Annotated in this window: 19 protein-coding genes and 2 tRNA genes; 11 read left to right on the forward strand and 10 right to left on the reverse strand. The window is 72.3% G+C overall.

Annotated features, from left to right (window positions below; all coding sequences use genetic code 11):
* Nucleotides 1–103: 103 nt before the first annotated feature.
* The gene (locus AC2TEW_RS33185) at nt 104–1,558 is read right to left on the reverse strand and encodes an NAD(P)H-quinone dehydrogenase (RefSeq protein ID WP_484626985.1); all 1,455 of its coding nucleotides are present in this window, start codon (nt 1,556–1,558) and stop codon (nt 104–106) included.
* A gap of 121 nt (nt 1,559–1,679) precedes the next feature.
* On the opposite strand from AC2TEW_RS33185, the gene AC2TEW_RS33190 reads away from it, so the two are divergent.
* From AC2TEW_RS33190 to AC2TEW_RS33200, 3 genes are all read left to right on the forward strand, one after another.
* Nucleotides 1,680–2,117: a gamma-glutamylcyclotransferase family protein gene (locus AC2TEW_RS33190; protein WP_033822358.1), complete on the forward strand. Its 438-nt coding sequence runs from the start codon at nt 1,680–1,682 to the stop codon at nt 2,115–2,117.
* A gap of 206 nt (nt 2,118–2,323) precedes the next feature.
* Complete coding sequence (locus tag AC2TEW_RS33195) at nt 2,324–3,163, forward strand: purine-nucleoside phosphorylase (RefSeq protein ID WP_359886161.1); 840 nt, start codon at nt 2,324–2,326, stop codon at nt 3,161–3,163.
* A 131-nt stretch (nt 3,164–3,294) separates the two neighbouring features.
* The gene (locus tag AC2TEW_RS33200) at nt 3,295–4,989 is read left to right on the forward strand and encodes a phospho-sugar mutase (protein ID WP_484626986.1); all 1,695 of its coding nucleotides are present in this window, start codon (nt 3,295–3,297) and stop codon (nt 4,987–4,989) included.
* 415 nt (nt 4,990–5,404) lie between these two features.
* On the opposite strand, the gene AC2TEW_RS33205 is transcribed toward AC2TEW_RS33200, so the two are convergent.
* The 6 genes from AC2TEW_RS33205 to AC2TEW_RS33230 form a co-directional block, all read right to left on the reverse strand.
* Nucleotides 5,405–6,106, reverse strand: coding sequence for a PH domain-containing protein (locus tag AC2TEW_RS33205; protein WP_484626987.1), 702 nt, complete (start codon nt 6,104–6,106; stop codon nt 5,405–5,407).
* Nucleotides 6,107–6,346: 240 nt separating this feature from the next.
* Nucleotides 6,347–7,084, reverse strand: a complete 738-nt coding sequence (locus AC2TEW_RS33210; RefSeq protein ID WP_484626988.1) for an ABC transporter permease — start codon at nt 7,082–7,084, stop codon at nt 6,347–6,349.
* Complete coding sequence (locus tag AC2TEW_RS33215; protein ID WP_484626989.1) at nt 7,081–7,827, reverse strand: ABC transporter ATP-binding protein; 747 nt, start codon at nt 7,825–7,827, stop codon at nt 7,081–7,083. The genes AC2TEW_RS33210 and AC2TEW_RS33215 overlap by 4 nt, the downstream gene beginning before the upstream one ends.
* A 51-nt stretch (nt 7,828–7,878) precedes the next feature.
* Nucleotides 7,879–8,496 (reverse strand): TetR/AcrR family transcriptional regulator, encoded by a 618-nt coding sequence (locus tag AC2TEW_RS33220; protein WP_484626990.1) that lies wholly within the window; start codon nt 8,494–8,496, stop codon nt 7,879–7,881.
* Between the two features lie 96 nt (nt 8,497–8,592).
* Nucleotides 8,593–8,687 (reverse strand) — tRNA-OTHER (locus AC2TEW_RS33225).
* 16 nt (nt 8,688–8,703) lie between these two features.
* Nucleotides 8,704–8,798 (reverse strand) — tRNA-OTHER (locus AC2TEW_RS33230).
* A 372-nt stretch (nt 8,799–9,170) separates the two neighbouring features.
* On the opposite strand from AC2TEW_RS33230, the gene deoC reads away from it, so the two are divergent.
* From deoC to AC2TEW_RS33250, 4 genes are all read left to right on the forward strand, one after another.
* Nucleotides 9,171–10,157, forward strand: a complete 987-nt coding sequence (deoC, locus tag AC2TEW_RS33235) for a deoxyribose-phosphate aldolase (protein WP_484626991.1) — start codon at nt 9,171–9,173, stop codon at nt 10,155–10,157.
* 5 nt (nt 10,158–10,162) lie between these two features.
* A complete protein-coding gene (locus AC2TEW_RS33240; RefSeq protein WP_484626992.1) occupies nt 10,163–11,656 on the forward strand; it encodes an aldehyde dehydrogenase family protein in 1,494 nt (497 codons plus the stop codon).
* Nucleotides 11,649–12,551, forward strand: coding sequence for an aldehyde dehydrogenase family protein (locus AC2TEW_RS33245; protein ID WP_484626993.1), 903 nt, complete (start codon nt 11,649–11,651; stop codon nt 12,549–12,551). Before AC2TEW_RS33240 ends, AC2TEW_RS33245 begins: the two co-directional genes overlap by 8 nt.
* Before the next feature lie 233 nt (nt 12,552–12,784).
* Complete coding sequence (locus AC2TEW_RS33250) at nt 12,785–13,423, forward strand: ATP-binding protein (RefSeq protein ID WP_484626994.1); 639 nt, start codon at nt 12,785–12,787, stop codon at nt 13,421–13,423.
* A gap of 185 nt (nt 13,424–13,608) precedes the next feature.
* On the opposite strand, the gene AC2TEW_RS33255 is transcribed toward AC2TEW_RS33250, so the two are convergent.
* A complete protein-coding gene (locus AC2TEW_RS33255; RefSeq protein WP_484626995.1) occupies nt 13,609–14,523 on the reverse strand; it encodes a SigE family RNA polymerase sigma factor in 915 nt (304 codons plus the stop codon).
* A gap of 273 nt (nt 14,524–14,796) precedes the next feature.
* Here AC2TEW_RS33255 and afsQ1 point away from each other — a divergent pair, with 273 nt between their 5' ends.
* The 4 genes from afsQ1 (at nt 14,797) to AC2TEW_RS33275 (ending at nt 18,131) form a co-directional block, all read left to right on the forward strand.
* Entirely contained in the window at nt 14,797–15,474 is a 678-nt protein-coding gene (gene afsQ1, locus AC2TEW_RS33260) for a two-component system response regulator AfsQ1 (RefSeq protein WP_033817957.1), read from the forward strand.
* A 32-nt stretch (nt 15,475–15,506) separates the two neighbouring features.
* Nucleotides 15,507–17,018, forward strand: a complete 1,512-nt coding sequence (locus tag AC2TEW_RS33265) for an ATP-binding protein (protein ID WP_484626996.1) — start codon at nt 15,507–15,509, stop codon at nt 17,016–17,018.
* Nucleotides 17,015–17,320, forward strand: coding sequence for a hypothetical protein (locus tag AC2TEW_RS33270; RefSeq protein ID WP_484626997.1), 306 nt, complete (start codon nt 17,015–17,017; stop codon nt 17,318–17,320). Before AC2TEW_RS33265 ends, AC2TEW_RS33270 begins: the two co-directional genes overlap by 4 nt.
* Before the next feature lie 130 nt (nt 17,321–17,450).
* Nucleotides 17,451–18,131: a VanZ family protein gene (locus AC2TEW_RS33275; protein WP_484626998.1), complete on the forward strand. Its 681-nt coding sequence runs from the start codon at nt 17,451–17,453 to the stop codon at nt 18,129–18,131.
* On the opposite strand, the gene AC2TEW_RS33280 is transcribed toward AC2TEW_RS33275, so the two are convergent.
* Both AC2TEW_RS33280 and AC2TEW_RS33285 read right to left on the reverse strand, forming a co-directional pair.
* Nucleotides 18,100–18,870, reverse strand: a complete 771-nt coding sequence (locus tag AC2TEW_RS33280) for a hypothetical protein (RefSeq protein WP_484626999.1) — start codon at nt 18,868–18,870, stop codon at nt 18,100–18,102. The genes AC2TEW_RS33275 and AC2TEW_RS33280 overlap by 32 nt on opposite strands.
* Nucleotides 18,871–19,532: 662 nt before the next feature.
* Complete coding sequence (locus tag AC2TEW_RS33285) at nt 19,533–20,414, reverse strand: hypothetical protein (RefSeq protein WP_484627000.1); 882 nt, start codon at nt 20,412–20,414, stop codon at nt 19,533–19,535.
* Nucleotides 20,415–20,418: the final 4 nt, after the last annotated feature.

Raw genomic sequence — 20,418 nt, forward strand, 5'->3', positions numbered from 1 at the left:
CGCGCCGCTGCCCGCCGGTGACGCGCTCCACCGTCCGGGTGGGATCAGCCGGGAACGGCGGAGGCGGCCGCCATCGGCGACCGCCTCAACTGGACTGCCCGGGTCAGGAGTCGGAGTCCTCGCGCTTGCGGATGTGCAGCTGCCGGGCGGCCTCGGCGGTGGAGCCGGAGAGCGAGGGGTAGACCGTGAACGCGCTGGCCACCTGTTCGACCGTCAAGTTGTTGTCCACCGCGAGCGAGATCGAGTGGATGAGTTCGCTGGCGCGCGGCGAGACCACCACGCCGCCGACCACGATGCCGGTGCCCGGGCGGCAGAACAGCTTGACGAAGCCGTCCCGGATGCCCTGCATCTTGGCCCGCGGGTTGCCCCGCAGCGGCAGCTTGACCTCGACGGCGTCCATCTTGCCGCAGGAGACGTCGGCGGCGGTGTAGCCGACCGTGGCGATCTCCGGATCGGTGAAGACGTTGGAGGAGACCGTCTTCAGGTTGAGCGGCTGCACCGCGTCGCCGAGCGCGTGGTACATCGCGATCCGGCCCTGCATCGCGGCGACCGAGGCGAGCATGAAGACACCGGTGCAGTCACCGGCCGCGTACACGCCCGGGGCCGAGGTCCGGGAGACCCGGTCGACCTTGATCTGGCCCCAGTCGTTGAGCTTGACGCCCGCCTCCTCCAGACCCATCTCGGCGGTGTTGGGGATCGAGCCGACCGCCATCAGGCAGTGCGTGCCCTTGATCACCCGGCCGTCGGCCAGGGTGACCTCGACCTGGTCGCCGACCCGCTTGGCGGTCTCCGCCCGGGAGCGGCTCATCACGTTCATGCCGCGGCGGCGGAAGACCTCCTCCAGCACCTCGGCGGCGTCCGGGTCCTCGCCGGGCAGCACCCGGTCGCGGGAGGAGACCAGGGTGACCTTGGAGCCGAGCGCCTGGTACGCGCCGGCGAACTCGGCGCCGGTGACGCCGGAGCCGACCACGATCAGCTCCTGCGGCAGCTCCTCCAGGTCGTAGACCTGGGTCCAGGCGAGGATCCGCTCGCCGTCCGGCTGGGCGTCCGGCAGCTCGCGCGGGCGCACCCCGGTGGCGATCAGCACCGCGTCCGCGCGCAGCGAGTCGGTGCCGCCGTCCTCGCGGTCCACCAGCACCTCGCGGGAGCCGTCCACCGCCTGCCCGCCGGCGCCGAGCCGGCCGCGGCCGCGCAGCACCGTCACGCCGGCCCGGGTGACCGCCTGGGTGATGTCGTGGGACTGGGCGATGGCCAGCCGCTTCACCCGTCGGTTCACCTTGCCGAGGTCCACGCCGACCACCCGGGCCGCGCGCTCCAGCGGCGGGGTGTCGTCCGCCACGATGATGCCCAGCTCCTCGTAGGAGCTGTCGAAGGTGGTCATCACCTCGGCCGTGGCGATCAGGGTCTTGGACGGGACGCAGTCCGTCAGCACCGCCGATCCGCCCAGACCGTCGCGGTCGACGACGGTCACCTCCGCGCCGAGCTGGGCTGCCACCAGGGCCGCCTCGTATCCGCCGGGTCCGCCACCGATGATCACGATCCGAGTCACGTGCTCCATTGTCCCGCATGCCGCATCCGCCGCCACGCCGGGGGCGTTGATTCCACGCGGCCCGCCGCGGATGTGACGGTGAACACCTCCCGGCCTCGGCCGGCGGGTGATCTCCCGTAGGCTGACGACCATGTCGCTCTACGCCGCGTACGCCACGAACCTCGACGCCCGGCAGATGAGCCGGCGCGCACCGCACTCCCCGCTGCGCGGCACCGGCTGGCTGACCGGATGGCGGCTGACCTTCGGCGGCGAACACCTCGGCTGGGAGGGCTCGCTGGCCACCGTGGTGGAGGACGAGAAGGACCAGGTCTTCGTCTCGCTCTACGACGTCGCGCCGATGGACAGCGACGGGCTGGACCGCTGGGAGGGCGTCCAGCTGGGCATCTACCGCAAGATCCGGCTGCGGGCGCAGACCCTGGACGGCGAGGTGCCGGTGTGGACCTACGTGCTGAACGACTACGAGGGCGGGCTGCCCGCGGCCCGCTACCTCGGGCTGATCGCGGACGCCGCGGAGAGCGCCGGCGCACCGGACGACTACGTCTCGGACCTGCGGCGCCGGCCCTGCTGACACCGGCCTGACAGCGGGCGGACGGCGGACGGAGGGGGCGGCGGCGCTCGGCGGGGGCGTCCGGGCGGGGCCGCTCGGAGGTTGCTCCAGGCCGGTGGCCGGGATTCCGGTCCCCACCTGTTGTTTTAGGTCATCCGGGTAACGATCCGGCATGCCTTGGCGCGTTGGTCTACGCGCGTAGGCGAATCGCGTCTATTCTCGGTTGTGTGAACGTATCTCCTCAGTCGGTCGTCTCCGCCGACCCCTACGCCGCCGCCCAGGACGCCGCCGTGCGCCTGCGCGAGCTGACCGGTGCCGAGCGCCACGACGTCGCCCTGGTGATGGGCTCCGGCTGGGTGCCGGCCGCCGACGCGCTGGGCGAGACCGTGGCCGAGTTCGCGGTCACCGAGCTCCCCGGTTTCCCCGCCCCCGCGGTGGCCGGCCACGCCGGCAAGATCCGCTCGGTCCGGATCCCGGGCTCGGACGGCTCCGGCGACAAGCGGGCCCTGATCTTCCTCGGCCGCAACCACTACTACGAGGGCCACGGCGTGGCCACCGTGGTGCACGGTGTGCGCACCGCCGCCGCCGCCGGCTGCAAGACCATCGTGCTGACCAACGGCTGCGGCGGCCTGCGCCAGGGCTGGGTCCCCGGCCAGCCGGTGCTGATCAGCGACCACATCAACCTCACCGCGGACTCTCCGATCGTCGGCGCCAACTTCGTGGACCTCACGGACCTCTACTCCAAGCGGCTGCGCGAGCTGTGCCGCGAGGTGGACCCGAGCCTGGACGAGGCCGTGTATGTGCAGTTCCGCGGCCCGCACTACGAGACCCCGGCCGAGGTGAACATGGCCCGGGTGATCGGCGGCGAGCTGGTCGGCATGTCGACCACCCTGGAGGCCATCGCCGCCCGCGAGGCCGGCGCCGAGGTGCTGGGCATCTCGCTGGTGACCAACCTGGCCGCCGGCATGACGGGCGAGCCGCTCAACCACGAAGAGGTGCTGGAGGCCGGCAAGGCCTCGGCCGAGCGGATGGGCGCGCTGCTGGGGAAGGTCCTTGAGCGGATCTGAGCGTCCGCTGACGCAGAATCAGTAGGCAGGGGCCGTCGGGCAGATGTCGGATGACAGATTTTGATATCTGTCATCCGACATCGCTCCGACGGCCCCCCATTCACATCAACCCCAGAGGAGCTGGCAGCCCCATGCCTCAGGCCCACACCACCGATCTCCTCGCCCGAGCCCGGGCCTGGCTCGCCGAGGACCCGGACCCGCAGACCCGCGCCGAACTGTCCGCGCTGCTCGCCGCCGCCGAGGGCCCCGACGCCGAGTCCGGCGAGCGCCTCGCCTGGTCCCAGCTGAGCGAGCGCTTCGCGGACCGCCTGCAGTTCGGCACGGCCGGCCTGCGCGGCGAACTCGGCGCCGGCCCGATGCGGATGAACCGCGCCGTCGTGATCCGGGCCGCCGCCGGCCTGGCCGCGTACGTCCGCAAGGAGAACCTCGGCGACCTGGTGGTGATCGGCTACGACGCGCGCCACAAGTCGTACGACTTCGCCGTCGACACCGCCGCCGTGGTGGTGGGCGCCGGTCTGCGCGCCGCCCTGCTGCCCCGCGCGCTGCCCACGCCCGTCCTCGCCTTCGCCATCAAGCACCTGGGCGCCGCCGCCGGTGTCACCGTCACCGCCAGCCACAACCCGCCGCAGGACAACGGCTACAAGGTCTACCTGGGCGACGGCTCGCAGATCGTCCCGCCCGCCGACCACGGCATCGCCGCCGAGATCGACGCGATCGGCTCGCTCGGCGAGGTCCCGCGCGCCGAGTCCGGCTGGGAGGTGCTCGGCGAGGACGTCATCGACGCCTACCTGGCCCGCGCCGTCTCCACCGTCGACCCGAGCAGCCCGCGCGACCTGGACGTGGTGTACACCCCGATGCACGGCGTCGGCCGGGACGTCCTGCTGGCCGCGTTCGAGCGGGCCGGCTTCCCGGCCCCGACCGTGGTCGCCGAACAGGCCGAGCCGGACCCGGACTTCCCGACCGTGGCCTTCCCCAACCCGGAGGAGCCGGGCGCGATGGACCTCGCGTTCCGCACCGCCGCCACGGCCCGCCCCGACATCGTGATCGCCAACGACCCCGACGCCGACCGCTGCGCGGTGGCCGTCCCCGAGACCGGCAACGGCGGCTGGCGGATGCTGCGCGGCGACGACGTCGGCGCCCTGCTCGGCTCCGCCCTGGTCGCCAAGCGCGCGGCCGGCACCTTCGCCACCACGATCGTCTCCTCCACCCTGCTCGGCCGGATCGCCGAGGCCGCCGGACTCGGCTACGCCGAGACCCTGACCGGCTTCAAGTGGATCTCCCGCGCCGAGGGCCTGCGCTACGGCTACGAGGAGGCGCTCGGCTACTGCGTCGACCCCGAGGGCGTCGCCGACAAGGACGGCATCACCGCCGCCCTGCTGGTCGCCGAACTCGCCGCCACCCTCAAGCGCAGCGGCCGCACCCTGACCGACCTGCTGGACGACCTGGCGCTGGAGCACGGCCTGCACGCCACCGACCAGCTCTCGGTCCGGGTCGAGGACCTGTCGCTGATCGCCGACGCCATGCAGCGCCTGCGCGACAAGCCGCCGACGGTGCTGGCCGGCCTGCTGGTCACCCGGGCCGACGACCTGACCGCCGGATCCGCCGACCTGCCCCCCACCGACGGCCTGCGCTACTACCTGACGGGCGACGAGGTCCGTTCCGCCCGGATCGTGGTCCGGCCCTCCGGCACCGAGCCCAAGCTGAAGTGCTACCTGGAGGTCGTCCTCCCGGTCGCCGACGCCGCCGCGCTCGCCGGAACCCGCGAGCGCGCCGCCGCGCTGCTCGACGCGGTCAAGCGCGACCTCGCCGCCGCCGCGGGCATCTGAGCGAGCGCCGCGGGCATCTGAGCGTCGCGGCCAGCGGCACGCGGTCCGGCCGACGGGTCGGCTGAGACGACGAGACGGCCGAGATGGCCGAGATGGCCGAGACGGCCCAGGACGGGCGTCTCCCGGCACCTGCCGGGGGCGCCCGTTCAGCGTGTCCGCCCGGTCTTCGCTCCGGCCCGCGCCGCCGCGCCGCCCACCGCCTGCCACCGGCCGCCCGCTCACCGGGGCACTCGTGGTCCGGCAGGGTCGGGAGGCGTGTGGCGTGAGGCGGCAAAGCTGTGAGGCGGTGAGGCGGTGAGCCGCCTGGTCTCGCCGCCGCACCGAGCACCCGGAGAGCAGTCGGCCCCCTCCGGGTGCTCGGCCCGGGACGGGCGCGGCGGCCCGGAGGGGGCCCGACGGCAGTGAGGGTGAGGGGTCAGCCGGCGACGATCAGCACGATCATCGCCGCCAGGCCCGCCAGGGTCGGCGCGATGATCCACCAGCACCAGCGGACGGAGACCGAACCGGCCGCGTCCGGGCGGGAGGCGTTGCGCTCGGCCAGCTCCTGCAGGGAGTCGACCACCTGGTCGGACCAGGCGCGGGTCGGGTCCGCGTCGCCCGCCCTGGCCGCGCGGCCGGCCAGCGGGTTGGACGGCCGTCCGCTCTCGGGGCGCGGCCGGCCACCGGAGATGACCGGGTCGCCCGCGGCGGCGGCCCGGGCCGCCTGCCGGTTGGCCCGCTTGCGCTGGCGCAGCGACACCGGAACCGCCCAGACCTGGTACTTCTTTCCGCCCGCGAAGAGCTCGACCGAGTACCCGGCCCGCAGCCCCTCGACGGCGGCCCAGGGCGCCTCGACCGTGCGCAGCGGGTTGCGGACGAGCAGCCGCCGCTCGTTCGCGTAGACCACCGGCCGCAGGGTGTACGCGAAGACCGGGAGGGCGAACACCGGAGCGGCGGCCAGCGCGATCCACGGTGTCTTCCCGGTGCCGCTGATCACCGCGTCGACGATCAGCCAGCCGGCCACGGCGAGCAGCATGACGCCGGAGATGATGCCGGGCACGGAGCGGTAGCTCCGATCGGCGAACTGCGGCTCGGGGGCGGCGGAGCCCTGGTGGGGCTTGCCGGCGGATTCGGTCATGGTGACGATTCTGCCGCATGGGTGCCACCGTTCCCTAGGGTCACAGCGGCCCGGATCTGCAACGTTCCGGCACCGGGACCCCGGCCGCCCGGCCTCCCCGTTCCCGGTTCCGGTTCCGGTTCCGGCTCCGGCTCCGGCTCCGGCTCCGGCTCCGGCTCCGGCCGCGCCGTACGGGCTCGCCGTACGGACGGGCCCCGCCTCGCCCGACGGGCCCCGCCGTGCGTCCGGGCTGCGGCGGCCTCACGCCGTCCGGCGCCGCAGCGTGGCCGCGCCGAGGCCGAGGGCCAGCAGGGTCGCGCCGACGAGCACGGCCAGGTCGGCCAGTACGGCGCCGCCGACTCCGGGGGTGGCGGTGAGGCGGTTCATCGCGTCGACGGCATAGGACAGCGGTAGGACGTCGGAGGCCCAGCGCAGCACGGTGGCCATCGTGTCGCGCGGCACGAACAGCCCGCAGAGCAGCAGCTGCGGCAGCAGGACGGCGGGCAGGAACTGGACCGCCTGGAACTCGGTGGCGGCGAAGGCCGAGACCAGCAGCCCGAGCGCCATCCCGAGCAGGCCGTCGCCGACTGCGACCGCGAAGATCAGCCAGGTCGGTCCGGCCACGTGCACGCCGAACGGGCCGATGGCCAGCGCGGACGCCAGCGCGGCCTGGACCAGTGCGACGGCGCCGAACGCCAGGCCGTAGCCGAGCAGCAGATCGAGCCTGCCGAGCGGCATGGTGAGCAGGCGTTCCAGCGTGCCGGAGGTGCGTTCGCGGAGCATGGCGACCGAGGTGATCAGGAACATCACCAGCAGCGGGAAGATCCCGAGCAGGGCCGGTCCGATCCGGTCGAAGGCGCCGGGCTGCCCGTCGAACATGTACTTCAGCAGCGTCAGCAGCACGCAGGGGACGACCAGCAGCATCGCGATGGTGCGGGGGTCGTGGCGCAGCTGGCCGAGGACCCGGCCGGCGGTGGCGAGGGTGCGCCGGAGGTTCATCGGGGGCTCCCCACGGGTTCGGCCTGGACGAGGTGCAGGAAGGCGGCGTCGATGTCGGCGGCGCCGGTGGCCCGGAGCAGTTCGGCCGGGGTGTCGTGGGCGAGCAGGCGGCCGTCGCGCATCAGCAGCAGGCGGTCGCACCGGGTGGCCTCGTCCATGACGTGGCTGGAGACCAGCAGCGTGGCGCCCTGGTCCGCGAGGGACCGGAACAGCTGCCAGAGGTCCTGGCGCAGCACCGGGTCCAGGCCGACCGTGGGTTCGTCGAGGATCAGCAGCTCGGGTGCGCCGAGCAGGGCCGCGGCGAGCGAGACCCGGGCCCGCTGGCCGCCGGAGAGCCGGGCGGTGAGGTCCTGCTCGTGGCCGGTGAGGCCGACCTGGGCGATCACCCTGGCCGGGTCGCCCGCGGGGGCGCCGAGGACCGCGGCGAAGTAGCGGAGGTTCTCGGCGACGGTGAGGTCGCCGTAGACCGAGGGCGCCTGGGTGACGTACCCGACCCGGTGGCGCAAACCCGCGCTCCCGGCCGGGGCACCGAGCACCCGTACCTCGCCGCCGCTGGTGCGCTGCACCCCGACGACGGAGCGCAGCAGGGTGCTCTTGCCGCAGCCGCTCGGGCCGAGCAGGCCTGTGATCGAGCCGTGCGGGACGTCGAGGTCGAGGCCGTGCAGCACGGTACGGCCGCCGCGCCGGACGGTGAGCCCGGTGACCCGGATCGCGGGCTCGTCGCCCGCCCTGGAATTCATCATGTGATGAGTTTTGCGCGGCAGCGGGCGGCCCGTCAAGGGGAACGCGCACCCTCAGCTCTCGGCGAGGTACCCCTGCACCGTGCGGGCCAGCAGCGGGGCCAGGACGGCGGGGTCGGCGGAGGCCAGCGGCTCCACCCCGATCACGTACCGGGCCATGGCCAGCCCGACGATCTGCGACATCATCAGCTCGAACCGCAACTCGGCCTGGGGGATGTCCAGTTCCACCGCGGCCGGGGCGATCACCTCGGTGGTCATGAAGCCGCGCATCAGCTGGGCGACCTGCTCGTTGGTGGCGGCGGTACGCAGCAGCGCGAGCATGCGGTCACGGGTCTCCGGCTGCTCCCACAACTGCAGCACGAACGCGGCCACCCGCTCGCCGACGGTGGCCCGGTCGCCGGCCAGCACCTGCCCGACCACCACCCGGGGGTCGATCGGCACCTCCAACGCGGCCAGGAACAACCGGTCCTTGGTGCCGAAGTAGTGGTGCAGCAGCGCCGCGTCCACCCCGGCGGACCGGGCGATGGCGCGCATGCTCGCCTTCTCGTACCCCCGCGCGGCGAACTCGGCGCGGGCCGCTTCCAGCACGGTGCGCCGGGTGTCGGCGCCACCGGGGCGGCGGCCGGTCCGCTTACGAGGGGTCTCGGGCTGCTGCTGGTCTGCGGAGGTCACCCGATCATTGTCGCCGGGGCCCGCGGCGCGGCCCAGCGGGCCCGGCCGATGCCTGGCGGCGCGGCTGCCGGACGGAACTGCGGCCCGGCCCAACTGCGGAGAGGGCAGGATTCGAACCTGCGAAGGCGGGCAGAACCACCCGACCAGTACCGAAGCACCGGCCCCCGATCAACCACTCCGGGCACCTCTCCCGAACACACCACTGCGCGGAGAGGGCAGGATTCGAACCTGCGAAGGCGGGCAAAACCACCCGACCGGCACCGAAGCACCGGCCCCCGATCAACCACTCCGGGCACCTCTCCTCGTTCCCGGCCCGGTCCCCCGCGCCGTTCACAAGTACTACGGTGCCAGCCGCCCCTGACCCCGGGCTGACCAGCCGCTGATCCCACGCTGATCCCATCCCGGTCGGCCCGGTCGGCCCGACCCGCCCGACCGGCCCGCCCCCGGTGTCCGGCGGGACCCGGCTACGGCGCCCGCCGCCTCGGCGGCTGGCCACGCAGCCGAGCCGCCTAGCGGCCACGCGCCCGACCGGCGAAGCCCGCCCCACCCCCACCACCCCACCCGCCGCACCCGCCCCGCCCGGCGCCCCACCGCCCCGGCAGATCTCGGTCCCGCATCGAAAGGGGCCTCCCCTAGCGCATGACTACGCGCGTAGATATGCTGGTCTGGTGACTATGTCCACTCTTGCAGCCAACGCCCCCGATGCTGCGGGCAGCGGTCTCGCAGACGTCGCCGCGTCCGAGGCATCGCTCCGCCGCTTCCTGCACGGCCTGCCCGGTGTCGACCAGGTCGGCCTGGAAGCCCGCGCCGCCTCCCTCGGCACCCGGTCGATCAAGACCACGGCCAAGGCCCGCGCCATCGATCTGGCCATCTCGATGATCGACCTGACCACGCTCGAGGGCGCGGACACGGTCGGCAAGGTGCGCTCGCTCTGCATCAAGGGCCGCAACCCCGACCCCACCGACCCGGGCACCCCGCAGGTGGCCGCGATCTGCGTCTATCCGGACATGGTCGCGACCGCGAAGGCCACCCTGGCCGGGACCCCGATCCAGGTCGCCTCCGTCGCCACCGCCTTCCCGGCCGGCCGTGCCGCCCTGCCGGTGAAGCTGGCCGACACCGCCGACGCGGTGGCCGCCGGCGCCGACGAGATCGACATGGTGATCGACCGGGGAGCCTTCCTCTCCGGCCGCTACCTCGACGTCTTCAACGAGATCGTCGCCGTCAAGGAGGCGTGCAAGCGCGCCGACGGCAGCTACGCCCACCTCAAGGTGATCTTCGAGACCGGCGAGCTGCAGACGTACGACAACGTGCGCCGCGTCTCCTGGCTGGCGATGCTGGCCGGCGCCGACTTCATCAAGACCTCCACCGGCAAGGTCGCGGTCAACGCGACCCCCCCGGTGACCCTGCTGATGCTGGAGGCGGTCCGCGACTTCCGCGCGGCGACCGGCGTCCAGATCGGCGTGAAGCCGGCCGGCGGCATCAAGACCACCAAGGACGCCATGAAGTACCTCGTCATGGTCAACGAGACCCTCGGCGACGACTGGCTGTCCCCGCACTGGTTCCGCTTCGGCGCCTCCAGCCTGCTCAACGACCTGCTGATGCAGCGTCAGAAGCTCACCACCGGCCGGTACTCCGGTCCCGACTACGTGACGGTGGACTGACCATCATGGCCAAGAACAAGAAGACCGAAGAGCCCCAGGCCCAGGCTGCCGCCGCCCCGAAGGCCGGCCTGTTCGAGTACGCCCCGGCGCCGGAGTCCCCGGCCGCCGCGGGCGACATCGCGACCTCGTACGGCCACTTCATCGGCGGCGAGTTCGTCGACTCCAGCGGCAGCGAGGCGCTGAAGACCGTCAACCCGGCCACCGAGCAGGTGCTCGCCGAGTTCGCGCACGGCACCGACGAGGACGTGGACCGCGCCGTCGCCGCCGCCCGCCGGGCCTTCGCCGACTGGTCGGCACTGCCGGGCAGCGAGCGCGCCAAGTACCTGTTCCGGATCGCCCGGATCATCCAGGAGCGCTCCCGCGAGCTGGCCGTGCTGGAGTCGATCGACAACGGCAAGCCGATCCGCGAGACCCGTGACGTCGACCTCCCGCTGGTCGCCGCGCACTTCTTCTACTACGCGGGCTGGGCCGACAAGCTGGACTTCGCCGGCTACGGTCCCAACCCGAAGCCGCTGGGCGTGGCCGGCCAGGTCATCCCGTGGAACTTCCCGCTGCTGATGCTGGCGTGGAAGATCGCCCCGGCGCTGGCCACCGGCAACACGGTCGTGCTCAAGCCGGCCGAGACCACCCCGCTGACCGCGCTGCGGTTCGCCGAGATCTGCCGCCAGGCCGGTCTGCCGAACGGCGTCGTCAACATCGTCACCGGTGACGGCCGCACCGGCGCCGCGCTGACCGCCCACCCGGACGTCAACAAGGTGGCCTTCACCGGCTCCACCCCGGTCGGCCGGGCCATCGCCAAGCAGCTGGCGGGCAGCCGCAAGAAGCTGTCGCTGGAGCTCGGCGGCAAGGCCGCCAACATCGTCTTCGACGACGCACCGATCGACCAGGCGGTCGAGGGCATCGTCAACGGCATCTTCTTCAACCAGGGCCACGTCTGCTGCGCGGGCTCGCGCCTGCTGGTCCAGGAGTCGATCCAGGACGAGCTGCTGGACGCACTCAAGCGCCGGATGGACACCCTGCGGGTCGGCGACCCGCTGGACAAGAACACCGACATCGGTGCCATCAACTCGGCCGCCCAGCTGGCCCGGATCACCGAGCTGACCGCCGCCGGCGAGGCCGAGGGCGCCGAGCGCTGGGCCCCGGAGTGCGAGCTGCCCGGCACCGGCTTCTGGTTCCGCCCGACCCTGTTCACCGGCGTCTCCCAGGCCCACCGGATCGCCCGCGAGGAGATCTTCGGCCCGGTCCTGTCGGTGCTGACCTTCCGCACCCCCGCCGAGGCGGTCGAGAAGGCCAACAACACCCCGTACGGCCTGTCGGCCGGCATCTGGACCGAGAAGGGCTCGCGGATCCTGTGGACCGCGTCGCGCCTGCGGGCCGGTGTGGTGTGGGCCAACACCTTCAACAAGTTCGACCCGACCTCGCCGTTCGGCGGCTACAAGGAGTCGGGCTACGGCCGCGAGGGTGGCCGGCACGGTCTGGAGGCCTACCTCGATGTCTGAGATCACCCTGCGTCTTGACGTCCTCAAGACCTACAAGCTGTACGTCGGCGGGAAGTTCCCGCGCTCCGAGAGCGGGCGGGTGTACGAGGTGACCGACAGCAAGGGCCAGTGGCTCGGCAACGCCCCGCTGGGCACCCGCAAGGACACCCGTGACGCCGTGCTGGCGGCCCGGGCCGCCGTCAAGGGCTGGTCCGGCACCACCGCGTACAACCGCGGCCAGGTGCTGTACCGGGTCGCCGAGATGCTCCAGGGCCGGCGCGAGCAGTTCGCCGCCGAGGTGGCCGCCGCCGAGGGCATCGCGGCCAAGAAGGCCGCTGCGCTGGTCGACGCCGCGATCGACCGCTGGGTCTGGTACGCGGGCTGGACCGACAAGATCGCGCAGATCGCGGGCGGGTCCAACCCGGTCGCCGGGCCGTTCTTCAACCTCTCCACCCCGGAGCCCAGCGGCGTGATCGGCGTGGTCGCCCCGCAGACCGGGTACGGGCACTCGCTGCTCGGCCTGGTCGAGGTGATCGCCCCGGCGATCGCCGCCGGCAACACCGTGGTGGTCGCGGCCGCCGCCGACGCCCCGATGCCCGCGCTCTCGCTCGGCGAGGTGCTGGCCACCTCGGACGTGCCCGGCGGCGTGGTCAACATCATCTCCGGGAAGACCGCGGACATCGCCCCGACCCTCGCCACCCACCAGGACGTCAACGGCCTCGACCTGGCCGGCGCGATCGCCGCCGACGGTCCCGGCGCGGCGGCGGCCCTGGAGGCGGGTGCCGCGGATACTCTGAAGCGAGTGATCCGACCGGCCCTGGACCCGTCCGCGCAGGACTGGACCACCGCGCCCGGCACCGAGCGGCTGCTCTCCTTCCTGGAGACCAAGACGGTCTGGCACCCGATGGGTATCTGACCCTCCGCAGCCCGAGGAACAACTCCACAGACCGGCCGTCCCCAGTGCCCCTACCCCCCCAGGGGGCCCGGACGTGCCGATGACGGACCCGCATCTCTCCCCCCTGGTGCGGGTCCGTCCACGTTCCCGGCCGCCCGCGGCGGCGGGCCGGGGAGGCACCGGGCGCGCGGTGTGACGCAGGCCGCTGCCGACGGGTTACGGTCACCGCCCCGGATGCGTCAGACTGGTGTCTCGTGAGTGACTCCCCGCTGAATGGCCTGCCGACGCCCGGCATCCGCGTGATCCTGCTGTCCGGCCCCTCCGGCTCGGGGAAGTCCTCGCTGGCCGAGCGCACCGGTCTGCCGGTCCTCCAGCTCGACGACTTCTACAAGGACGGCGACGACCCCACCCTGCCGCAGTTCCCCGACGGCGGCGGCACCGACTGGGACTCCCCGCTCTCCTGGCACCGCGACCAGGCCCTGGCGGCGATCCGGCAGTTGATCGCCGACGGCCGCGCCGAGGTCCCGGTCTACTCCATCCCCGCCAACGGCCGGGCCGGCAGCCGCACCCTGGAACTGGGCGGCGCCCCGGCCTTCATCGCGGAGGGCATCTTCGCCGCCGAACTTGCCGGGCAGTGCGCCGCCGAGGGTCTGCTCGGCGACGCGCTGTGCCTGCGCAACCGGCCGCTGACCACCGCCTGGCGGCGCTTCCGCCGGGACGTCCGGGAAGGCCGCAAGTCCGTCCCGTACCTGCTGCGCCGCGGCTGGCGGCTGATGCGCGCCGAACGCGGCATCGTGGCGCGCCAGGTGGAGCTCGGGGCCGCCGCCTGCGCAGGCCCGGAGGCCGCCCGCCGGGTCCGCTCCGTCACCGAACGGCAGCCGGTCGCCGCCTGACCGCACCGGCAGCGGGCCCGGGGCGGGCCGGCGCCGCGGACGACGGAGGGGCCCGGTGCCTCTCCCCGGCACCGGGCCCCTCCGCGTCGGACCTGCGGCTCCCCCAGCGGTGGCCGCTCCCCCGAGTCGGCCACCGCTGATCCGCGGTCCTGTCCCGTCCCCCGACGGGTGTCTGTGGGTGTCGCTCAGGCCACCAGCTCGCCGAAGGCGAGGCAGGTGTCACCGGAGCGGTTGAGCTGGTCGTCGTCGCGCAGCCGGCGCAGGGCGCGCCAGATGCTGCTCTTCACCGTGCCGACGCTGATACCGAGGATGTCGGCGATCTCCGGGTCGGTGCGGCCCTCGTAGTAGCGCAGCACCAGCATGGTCCGCTGGTTCTCCGGCAGCTTGGCCAGCGCCTGCCACAGCACGGTGCGCAGCTCGGTGCCGCCCATCGCGTCGGTGTCGCCGACGGTCTCCGGCAGCTCCTCGGTCGGGTACTCGTTGACCTTGCGGCGGCGCCAGGCCGAGATGTGCAGGTTGGTCATGGTGCGGCGGAGGTAGCCGCCGAGCGCGGCCTTGTCGGTGATCCGGTCCCAGGCGCGGTAGGTGCTGAAGAGCGCGCTCTGCAGCAGGTCCTCGGCCTCGAAGCGGTCGCCGGTCAGGTGGTACGCGGTGGCGTACAGCGAGGCGCGGCGCTCCTTGACGTACGCGGTGAACTCCGCGGTGCGGTCCGCGGCCTGCTGCTGGTCCGGCGCGGCGGTCTCCGCAGCCGCCGGCGCCAGACGCAGCAGCGTGGTGCCCGGGGTCCTGCGGTCGTCCGGCTCCCCCGAGCCGGCCCCCTCGACCGCGGACCCGTCACCGCCCGGACGGACCGGGAGGATGCCCCGGAGCGTCAAGGTGGTTCCGGAGTCGGCCGCACTCCCCATGCGGCCGATCCCGTGCAGTTCCCCCCTGCCCGTGCCCATCGGGCGTCGGGCTCCGGCACTGTGTGCGCACCCCCGTACGATCACGGCGCCGGATGCCTCGTCGGTCCGCACCTCGTACCGGGTCCTGGTGGGCGCGGTGGATGAGTGCGCGGTGCGAACGGCCCCGGTGGTGCGGGTCTTCAGCGTTGCGGTCATCGTGCGCCCCCATGGTCGGTACGTGCGGGTCCTTGCCGCCGCCGTCCGCCCCGGTCGGTGACCTGGTGCGTTCCTCGGCGACAAGGAAAATCCTGCCAACCGCTCGTCATCGCGGTGTCCGCCGACTGTCACAGGGCTGTCACAGGGACCGGGACTTTCGTCCGTACCGCTGCCGCACCGGCGGGGACGCTCGAATGCCGGGTTCCGGTTCCGGCGGATACCGACCGGGACCTGGTGGGTGATTCCCCCGGCCGCGTGGGCCAGAATGAGGCCGTGCCTTTCCTGCTTCTGATCGAGGACGACGACGCCATCCGGACCGGCCTCGAACTCGCCCTCACCCGCCAGGGTCACCGTGTGGCCGCCGCTGCCTCGGGCGAGGACGGCCTCAAGCTCTTCAAGGAGCAGCGTCCGGACCTGATCGTGCTGGACGTGATGCTGCCGGGCATCGACGGCTTCGAGGTCTGCCGGCGGATCCGGCGCACCGACCAGCTGCCGATCATCCTGCTGACCGCGCGCTCCGACGACATCGACGTGGTGGTCGGCCTGGAGTCCGGGGCCGACGACTACGTGGTCAAGCCGGTGCAGGCCCGGGTGCTGGACGCCCGGATCCGCGCGGTGCTCCGCCGCGGCGAGCGCGAGAACACCGACTCCGCCAGCTACGGCGGCCTGGTGATCGACCGCTCGGCGATGACGGTCACCAAGGACGGCGAGGACCTCCAGCTCACCCCGACCGAGCTGCGGCTGCTGCTGGAGCTGAGCCGCCGGCCCGGACAGGCGCTCTCCCGCCAGCAGTTGCTGAGGCTGGTGTGGGAGCACGACTACCTGGGAGACTCCCGGCTGGTGGACGCCTGTGTGCAGCGGCTGCGGGCGAAGGTGGAGGACGTGCCGTCCGCCCCCACGCTGATCCGCACCGTGCGCGGGGTCGGCTACCGGCTCGACCCGCCCGCGTAGTTGGCCCCGCCCCGACCTGTCTGTGAGAACCGTTGACTGACGCCCGGCCCCAGCGGCCCCGTCCTGCCGCACGTTTCCGCTCGGGCCCGTGGCGCCGCCTGCGTTCGCTGCGGGTGCGGCTGATCGCGGTGTTCGCCGCGGTCGCGCTGATCACCGCGGTGTCCGCCTCCGGCATCGCGTACTGGCTGAACCGGGACGCGGTGCTCAAGCGTGCCCAGGACACCGCGCTGAACGACTTCCGGGTGTCGGTGACCCGCAACGTCTCCGCCCTCCCGCAGGACGCCACCTGCCCCGAACTGGCCGCCCTGGCGAGCCAGGTGGCCGGTTCGGGGCTCAACTACGACGTGCTGGTGGTCGACGAGGCGCGGCCGGACTGCGTGGCCTCCTCGGACCCGGCCCGGTTCACCCTGGCCAAGGTGCCGCAGACGCTGCAGTACACCGTCGGCCGTCCCAGCGAGGGCAACGGCGGCACCCCGGCCGGCTACCACCTGTACTGGCAGCGGGTGAACCTGGAGGCGCCGTACCTGATCGGCGGGACCAAGGTGGTCGACACCCCGCTGACCGCCTACATGTTCAAGTCGCTGGACACCGAGCGGGCCGACCTCAACACCCTGGGCTGGTCGCTGGCGATCGCGACGCTGCTCGCGCTGATCGGCTCGGCGCTGCTCGCGCAGGCCGCGTCGGCGACCGTGCTGCGGCCGGTCAAGCGCCTCGGCGACGCGGCCCGGCGGCTCGGCGAGGGCAAGCTGGACACCCGGCTGGAGGTCGAGGGCGGGGACGAACTCGCCGACCTGGCCCGGACGTTCAACCGGACCGCCGAGTCGCTGTCCGACCAGGTCGCGGAGTTGAGCGCGCGCGAGGCGCAGAGCCGGCGCTTCGTCGCCGACATGTCGCACGAACTGCGCACCCCCCTCACCGCGATGACCGCCGTCACCGACATCCTGGAGGACGAGGCGGACGCGCTGGACCCGATGATCGAGCCGGCCGTCCGGCTGGTGGTGAGCGAGACCCGGCGGCTGTCCGACCTGGTGGAGAACCTGATGGAGGTGACCCGCTTCGACGCGGGCACCGCCAAGCTGGTCGCCGACGAGGTGGACATCGCCGACCTGGTGATGTCCTGCATCGACGGGCGGGCCTGGTACGACGCGGTCGACGTGGACGCGCCGCGCGGGCTGCGGGCGATGGTGGACCCGCGCCGCCTGGACGTGGTGCTGGCCAACCTGATCGGCAACGCGCTCAAGCACGGCGGCTCCCCGGTGCGGGTCAAGGTCCGCAAGGAGGACGGGCAGATCGTGGTCCGGGTCAGCGACAGCGGTCCCGGCATCCCGCAGGACGTGCTGCCGCACGTCTTCGACCGCTTCTACAAGGCGGACAAGGGCCGGGCGCGGTCGGAGGGGAGCGGGCTCGGGCTGTCGATCGCGATGGCCAACGCGCAGATACACGGGGGGACCATCACCGCGGCCAACGGAGAGTCGGGGGCGGTCTTCACGCTGAGCCTGCCGTTGAACCCGCCGGCCCAGGACGACCAGGAGGACGACCTGTGACGGCCCGAAAGACCGTTCCCGCCACCCTGTTGCTGCTGCTCACGCTGGCCGGCTGCGGCATCCGGCCCACCGCCGTACCGGTGTACGCGGGCGCGCCCGCCAGCCGGACCGCCTGCCCGTCCGTCCCGCAGGTGCCGAGCGCACCGGCCTCGCCGACCCCGTCGGCCACCCCCGTGCCGACGACCGGCACCAGGACCGCCCGGCCCGCGGTGACCGCCTCCGCCTCGCCGTCCGCGGGCCTGTTCAGCGCCCCGCCGTCGCCGGCCCCGAGCGCGGCCGCGAGCCAGACGCCCTGCCCCTGAGCCTTCCCGGTCCGCCGGTGGCGGACCCCCGATCGCCCGTCGCGGATCCCCCATCGCCCGTCGCGGATCGCCGATCGCCCGTCGCAGATCGCCGGGAACCGTACGCGATGGACCCCGCGTCCTTGGGACCGTGCACCGACATGGCACCACCACCCGCGCCGAGGACTGCGGCGCAACGCCCGAGGACGAGCCCACCGGACCGGCCGCCCGGCCGGGGGTGTCCCGTCCGCTGCGGACGGTGGTGCGGGTCGTCCTCGCACTCCACCTGGCCCTGCTCGGCTGGCTGGCGCTGCGACCGCTCCCGGTCAGCTGGACCTATCCGGCCAACCTGACCCCGCTCGCCACCGTCCAGCAGGCTCTCGCGCTCGGCGGCTGGGCCGGGACCAGGCAGCTGGCCGGCGGGCTGCTGCCGCTCGCACCGTTCGGGGTGCTGCTGCCGCTGGCCGGCGGACGGCTGCGCGGGCCCTGGCTGCCGTCGTTCCTGCGCACCGTCGGCGGTGCGGCGCTGCTGGCCACCGCCCTGGAGATCATCGAGGGCTGGGCCCCCGGCCACGTCCTCAACGTCGACGACATCCTGCTCGGCACCTTCGGCGCGGCCGTCTGCCACCTGGCCGTGCTGCCCGCGGCACGGTCCCTGTCCCGCCCGCGCAGGCCCCGCGCCACCGCCGGGGCCGCCGTACCGGCCGCCGCGTCCGCCCCGCTGCCGGAGACGGAACGGGACCGCCCGCGGTACGCGCAGGCGTACGAGCGGACGGTCCCGGTACCGGGGTTCGGCGGACTCAGCCCTTCAGGTACTTCGCCGCGTCGATGACCTGCGCGGCCGGCGGCTCGGTCACGGTGACCGGCTTGCCGTAGTCGCTGAACGTCATGGTGCCGGTGTCCTCACCGGTGGTGGCCAGCTGCAGCAGGTACGGCTCGCCGGTGGCCGCCACGGCCAGCTCGGCCTGGGTGGTCGCGTCGCCGTCCTTGACCACCACGGCCAGGTCCGAACCGATCTTCTTGGTGCCGCCCTTGGTGGCGGTCGCGGTGTCGTCGGCGCCGTCCTCGGTCTGGCCGAGCGACTTCAGCGCCTGGATCCCCATGTCGCAGAAGGTCGCCAGCTCCTTGACCCCGGCCGCCTCGGCGCCGCCCTTCAGGTACTTGCCCGCCAGCGTCTTCGAGGTGCCGGGCGCGACCGACTTCTCCCAGAACACCGCATCCGGCTTCAGCCACACCGTGCTCGCGGTCCGCAGCACGTCGAAGGTGCCCTTGTCGCCGAGGCTCACCTGGCCGGTGCAGTTGCCGGTGCTGTCCTCCGCGACCGAACCGGCGATCTTCTGCCCGTCGGAGGTGATGTCGAAGGTCAGCTTCACCGAGGAGGCCTTGGAGCTGGCCGCCTGGGTCTTCTTGATGATGTCGGACGCGGACAGGCTCTCCAGCCCGGCGGCGGACGGCGAGGCGGGGGCAGCCTTCGCGTCGGTGCCCTTCTTGTCCGCCGGCCCGCAGGCGGCCACGCCGGCGAGACCGAGGGAGCAGAGCAGGGCGGTGGCTATGAGCCGAGGAGCGCGCATGTGCGGTGTGTTCCTTAGAGAGATCAGTGTCATCTTCGACCTGGTCGGCCCCCACCCCAAAACGGCACCGCCCAGGTGCCGCAAGTATTCCACCAGCCGTTTTCCCGCCACCGCGGGGGCACCATCCCGCCCCGCCCCTCCCCGGCACCAACCCCAGCACAAACCTTGACCCAAGCGATATCAACCAGTAACGCCGACGCCTCCATCCATGCGGTAAAGGGAAGCCAAGTGCGGCTAATTCCTCGGGATCCCTTCACTCCTGGCAGTCGCTGAAATCCGCCCAGGCGATCCTCCGGCGACACCCCGGATTCCAATCGAAAAGCCAGGGCTCTGCCATGGCCACGAAGCCCCGCCAGTTCGCATCGAGGCCGACTGGGGAAATCGCCGGATAAATGCTATGGCTCTCATGGGCCTAGAACTCCGCCTCTTGCCACGCGATGCACGTCGGAATGCTTCCACTGCTCCCGAGAAGCTCTGTACCCGCCACCGGGCGCGCTCGAGAAGAATCTCCACCCCCCGATTCTCCCCTGCACAGCCCAATGGGCGTGAACCAGGTCAAGCGGCAGCGATACATAAGCGCTGCCATGGAAATTCCACCATCAGCACATCTGCAGGGCCCGGCGAAGAGATTCGACGGGCCCTGCAGATGGAGAATACTTTGATCACACCTCGGACATCAGAGAATCAGGACGATGTCCGACCGAAACGGCTGAAATGGGGAGTGAATCATCATGCGCACGAGACACCTGGACACGAAGTCCGAGATCATCAACGTAAATCTCAGCCTCTCCTGCCACATACCCGCGCCCCATTGCATCCAGGTTCTCGACGAACTCCGAGAGTCTCAGTCCGAGAATTTCGCGCCCATCCAGCGTCACCGAAGCTGGCAGGCTCGCCGACATCCTCTCCACGTTGGATGATTCGTCATAGAAGACCGTCATTCCAACACCCCAGAAGATGTCGAAATCTCCGCGATCGGCATGGCTCGCCATACCGCCGCCCAGCATTCTCCGCACATTTGACTGAGGCAGACCGATGCAGATGTCACCGATGCGACCCGAGGAAATCTCCATAGATTCGCTGTTCGCCGGAGTTCCATCGAAGAACTCCGGCGGAGCGGGAACCATGTGGCGGAAAGCAGTCACACTGTCAAAGTTCCCGGCAGGTTCCAGGCTCCCGTTCGCAAAGAGTGAGATTCCCCACTCCCGAATGTTCCAGTCACCGTCTTCCCGGTCCACCGGAATGGAGCTGGCGGCCAGCGCAGACAGGACATCCCCGGAGGGAATTCCGAGGAGATCCACCCCGCACGCCACCGGTCGAGCCGGGGGGTACATCTCAACGGATTCCAGGGATCCGCCGTCAGCGTAGTTAAGAATGACACCCAGGTCAAGGTACTGGTCCGACAGTTCGGGATCCCATGTGGCACGCCTGAAGGATGCATTCGGGGCGCCCAGCCGGGATCGGATGGCGTTCTTCTGATCGCCGAAGCGGAAATCACCGCAGCTTGCGAATGGCGTCACTGGAAATTCTCGGCTTGCGCTCATGAAA

The sequence above is a fragment of the Kitasatospora sp. NEAU-CNBT7 genome, from assembly GCF_057220535.1.

Bases quoted from the DNA above. Each gene is read 5' to 3' on its own strand.
- AC2TEW_RS33185 (WP_484626985.1), bottom strand. From the start codon at position 1,558: ATGGAGCACGTGACTCGGATCGTGATCATCGGTGGCGGACCCGGCGGA.
- AC2TEW_RS33190 (WP_033822358.1), top strand. From the start codon at position 1,680: ATGTCGCTCTACGCCGCGTACGCCACGAACCTCGACGCCCGGCAGATG.
- AC2TEW_RS33200 (WP_484626986.1), top strand. From the start codon at position 3,295: ATGCCTCAGGCCCACACCACCGATCTCCTCGCCCGAGCCCGGGCCTGG.
- AC2TEW_RS33205 (WP_484626987.1), bottom strand. From the start codon at position 6,106: ATGACCGAATCCGCCGGCAAGCCCCACCAGGGCTCCGCCGCCCCCGAG.
- AC2TEW_RS33210 (WP_484626988.1), bottom strand. From the start codon at position 7,084: ATGAACCTCCGGCGCACCCTCGCCACCGCCGGCCGGGTCCTCGGCCAG.
- AC2TEW_RS33215 (WP_484626989.1), bottom strand. From the start codon at position 7,827: ATGATGAATTCCAGGGCGGGCGACGAGCCCGCGATCCGGGTCACCGGG.
- deoC (WP_484626991.1), top strand. From the start codon at position 9,171: ATGTCCACTCTTGCAGCCAACGCCCCCGATGCTGCGGGCAGCGGTCTC.
- AC2TEW_RS33240 (WP_484626992.1), top strand. From the start codon at position 10,163: ATGGCCAAGAACAAGAAGACCGAAGAGCCCCAGGCCCAGGCTGCCGCC.
- AC2TEW_RS33245 (WP_484626993.1), top strand. From the start codon at position 11,649: ATGTCTGAGATCACCCTGCGTCTTGACGTCCTCAAGACCTACAAGCTG.
- AC2TEW_RS33255 (WP_484626995.1), bottom strand. From the start codon at position 14,523: ATGACCGCAACGCTGAAGACCCGCACCACCGGGGCCGTTCGCACCGCG.
- AC2TEW_RS33280 (WP_484626999.1), bottom strand. From the start codon at position 18,870: ATGCGCGCTCCTCGGCTCATAGCCACCGCCCTGCTCTGCTCCCTCGGT.
- AC2TEW_RS33285 (WP_484627000.1), bottom strand. From the start codon at position 20,414: ATGAGCGCAAGCCGAGAATTTCCAGTGACGCCATTCGCAAGCTGCGGT.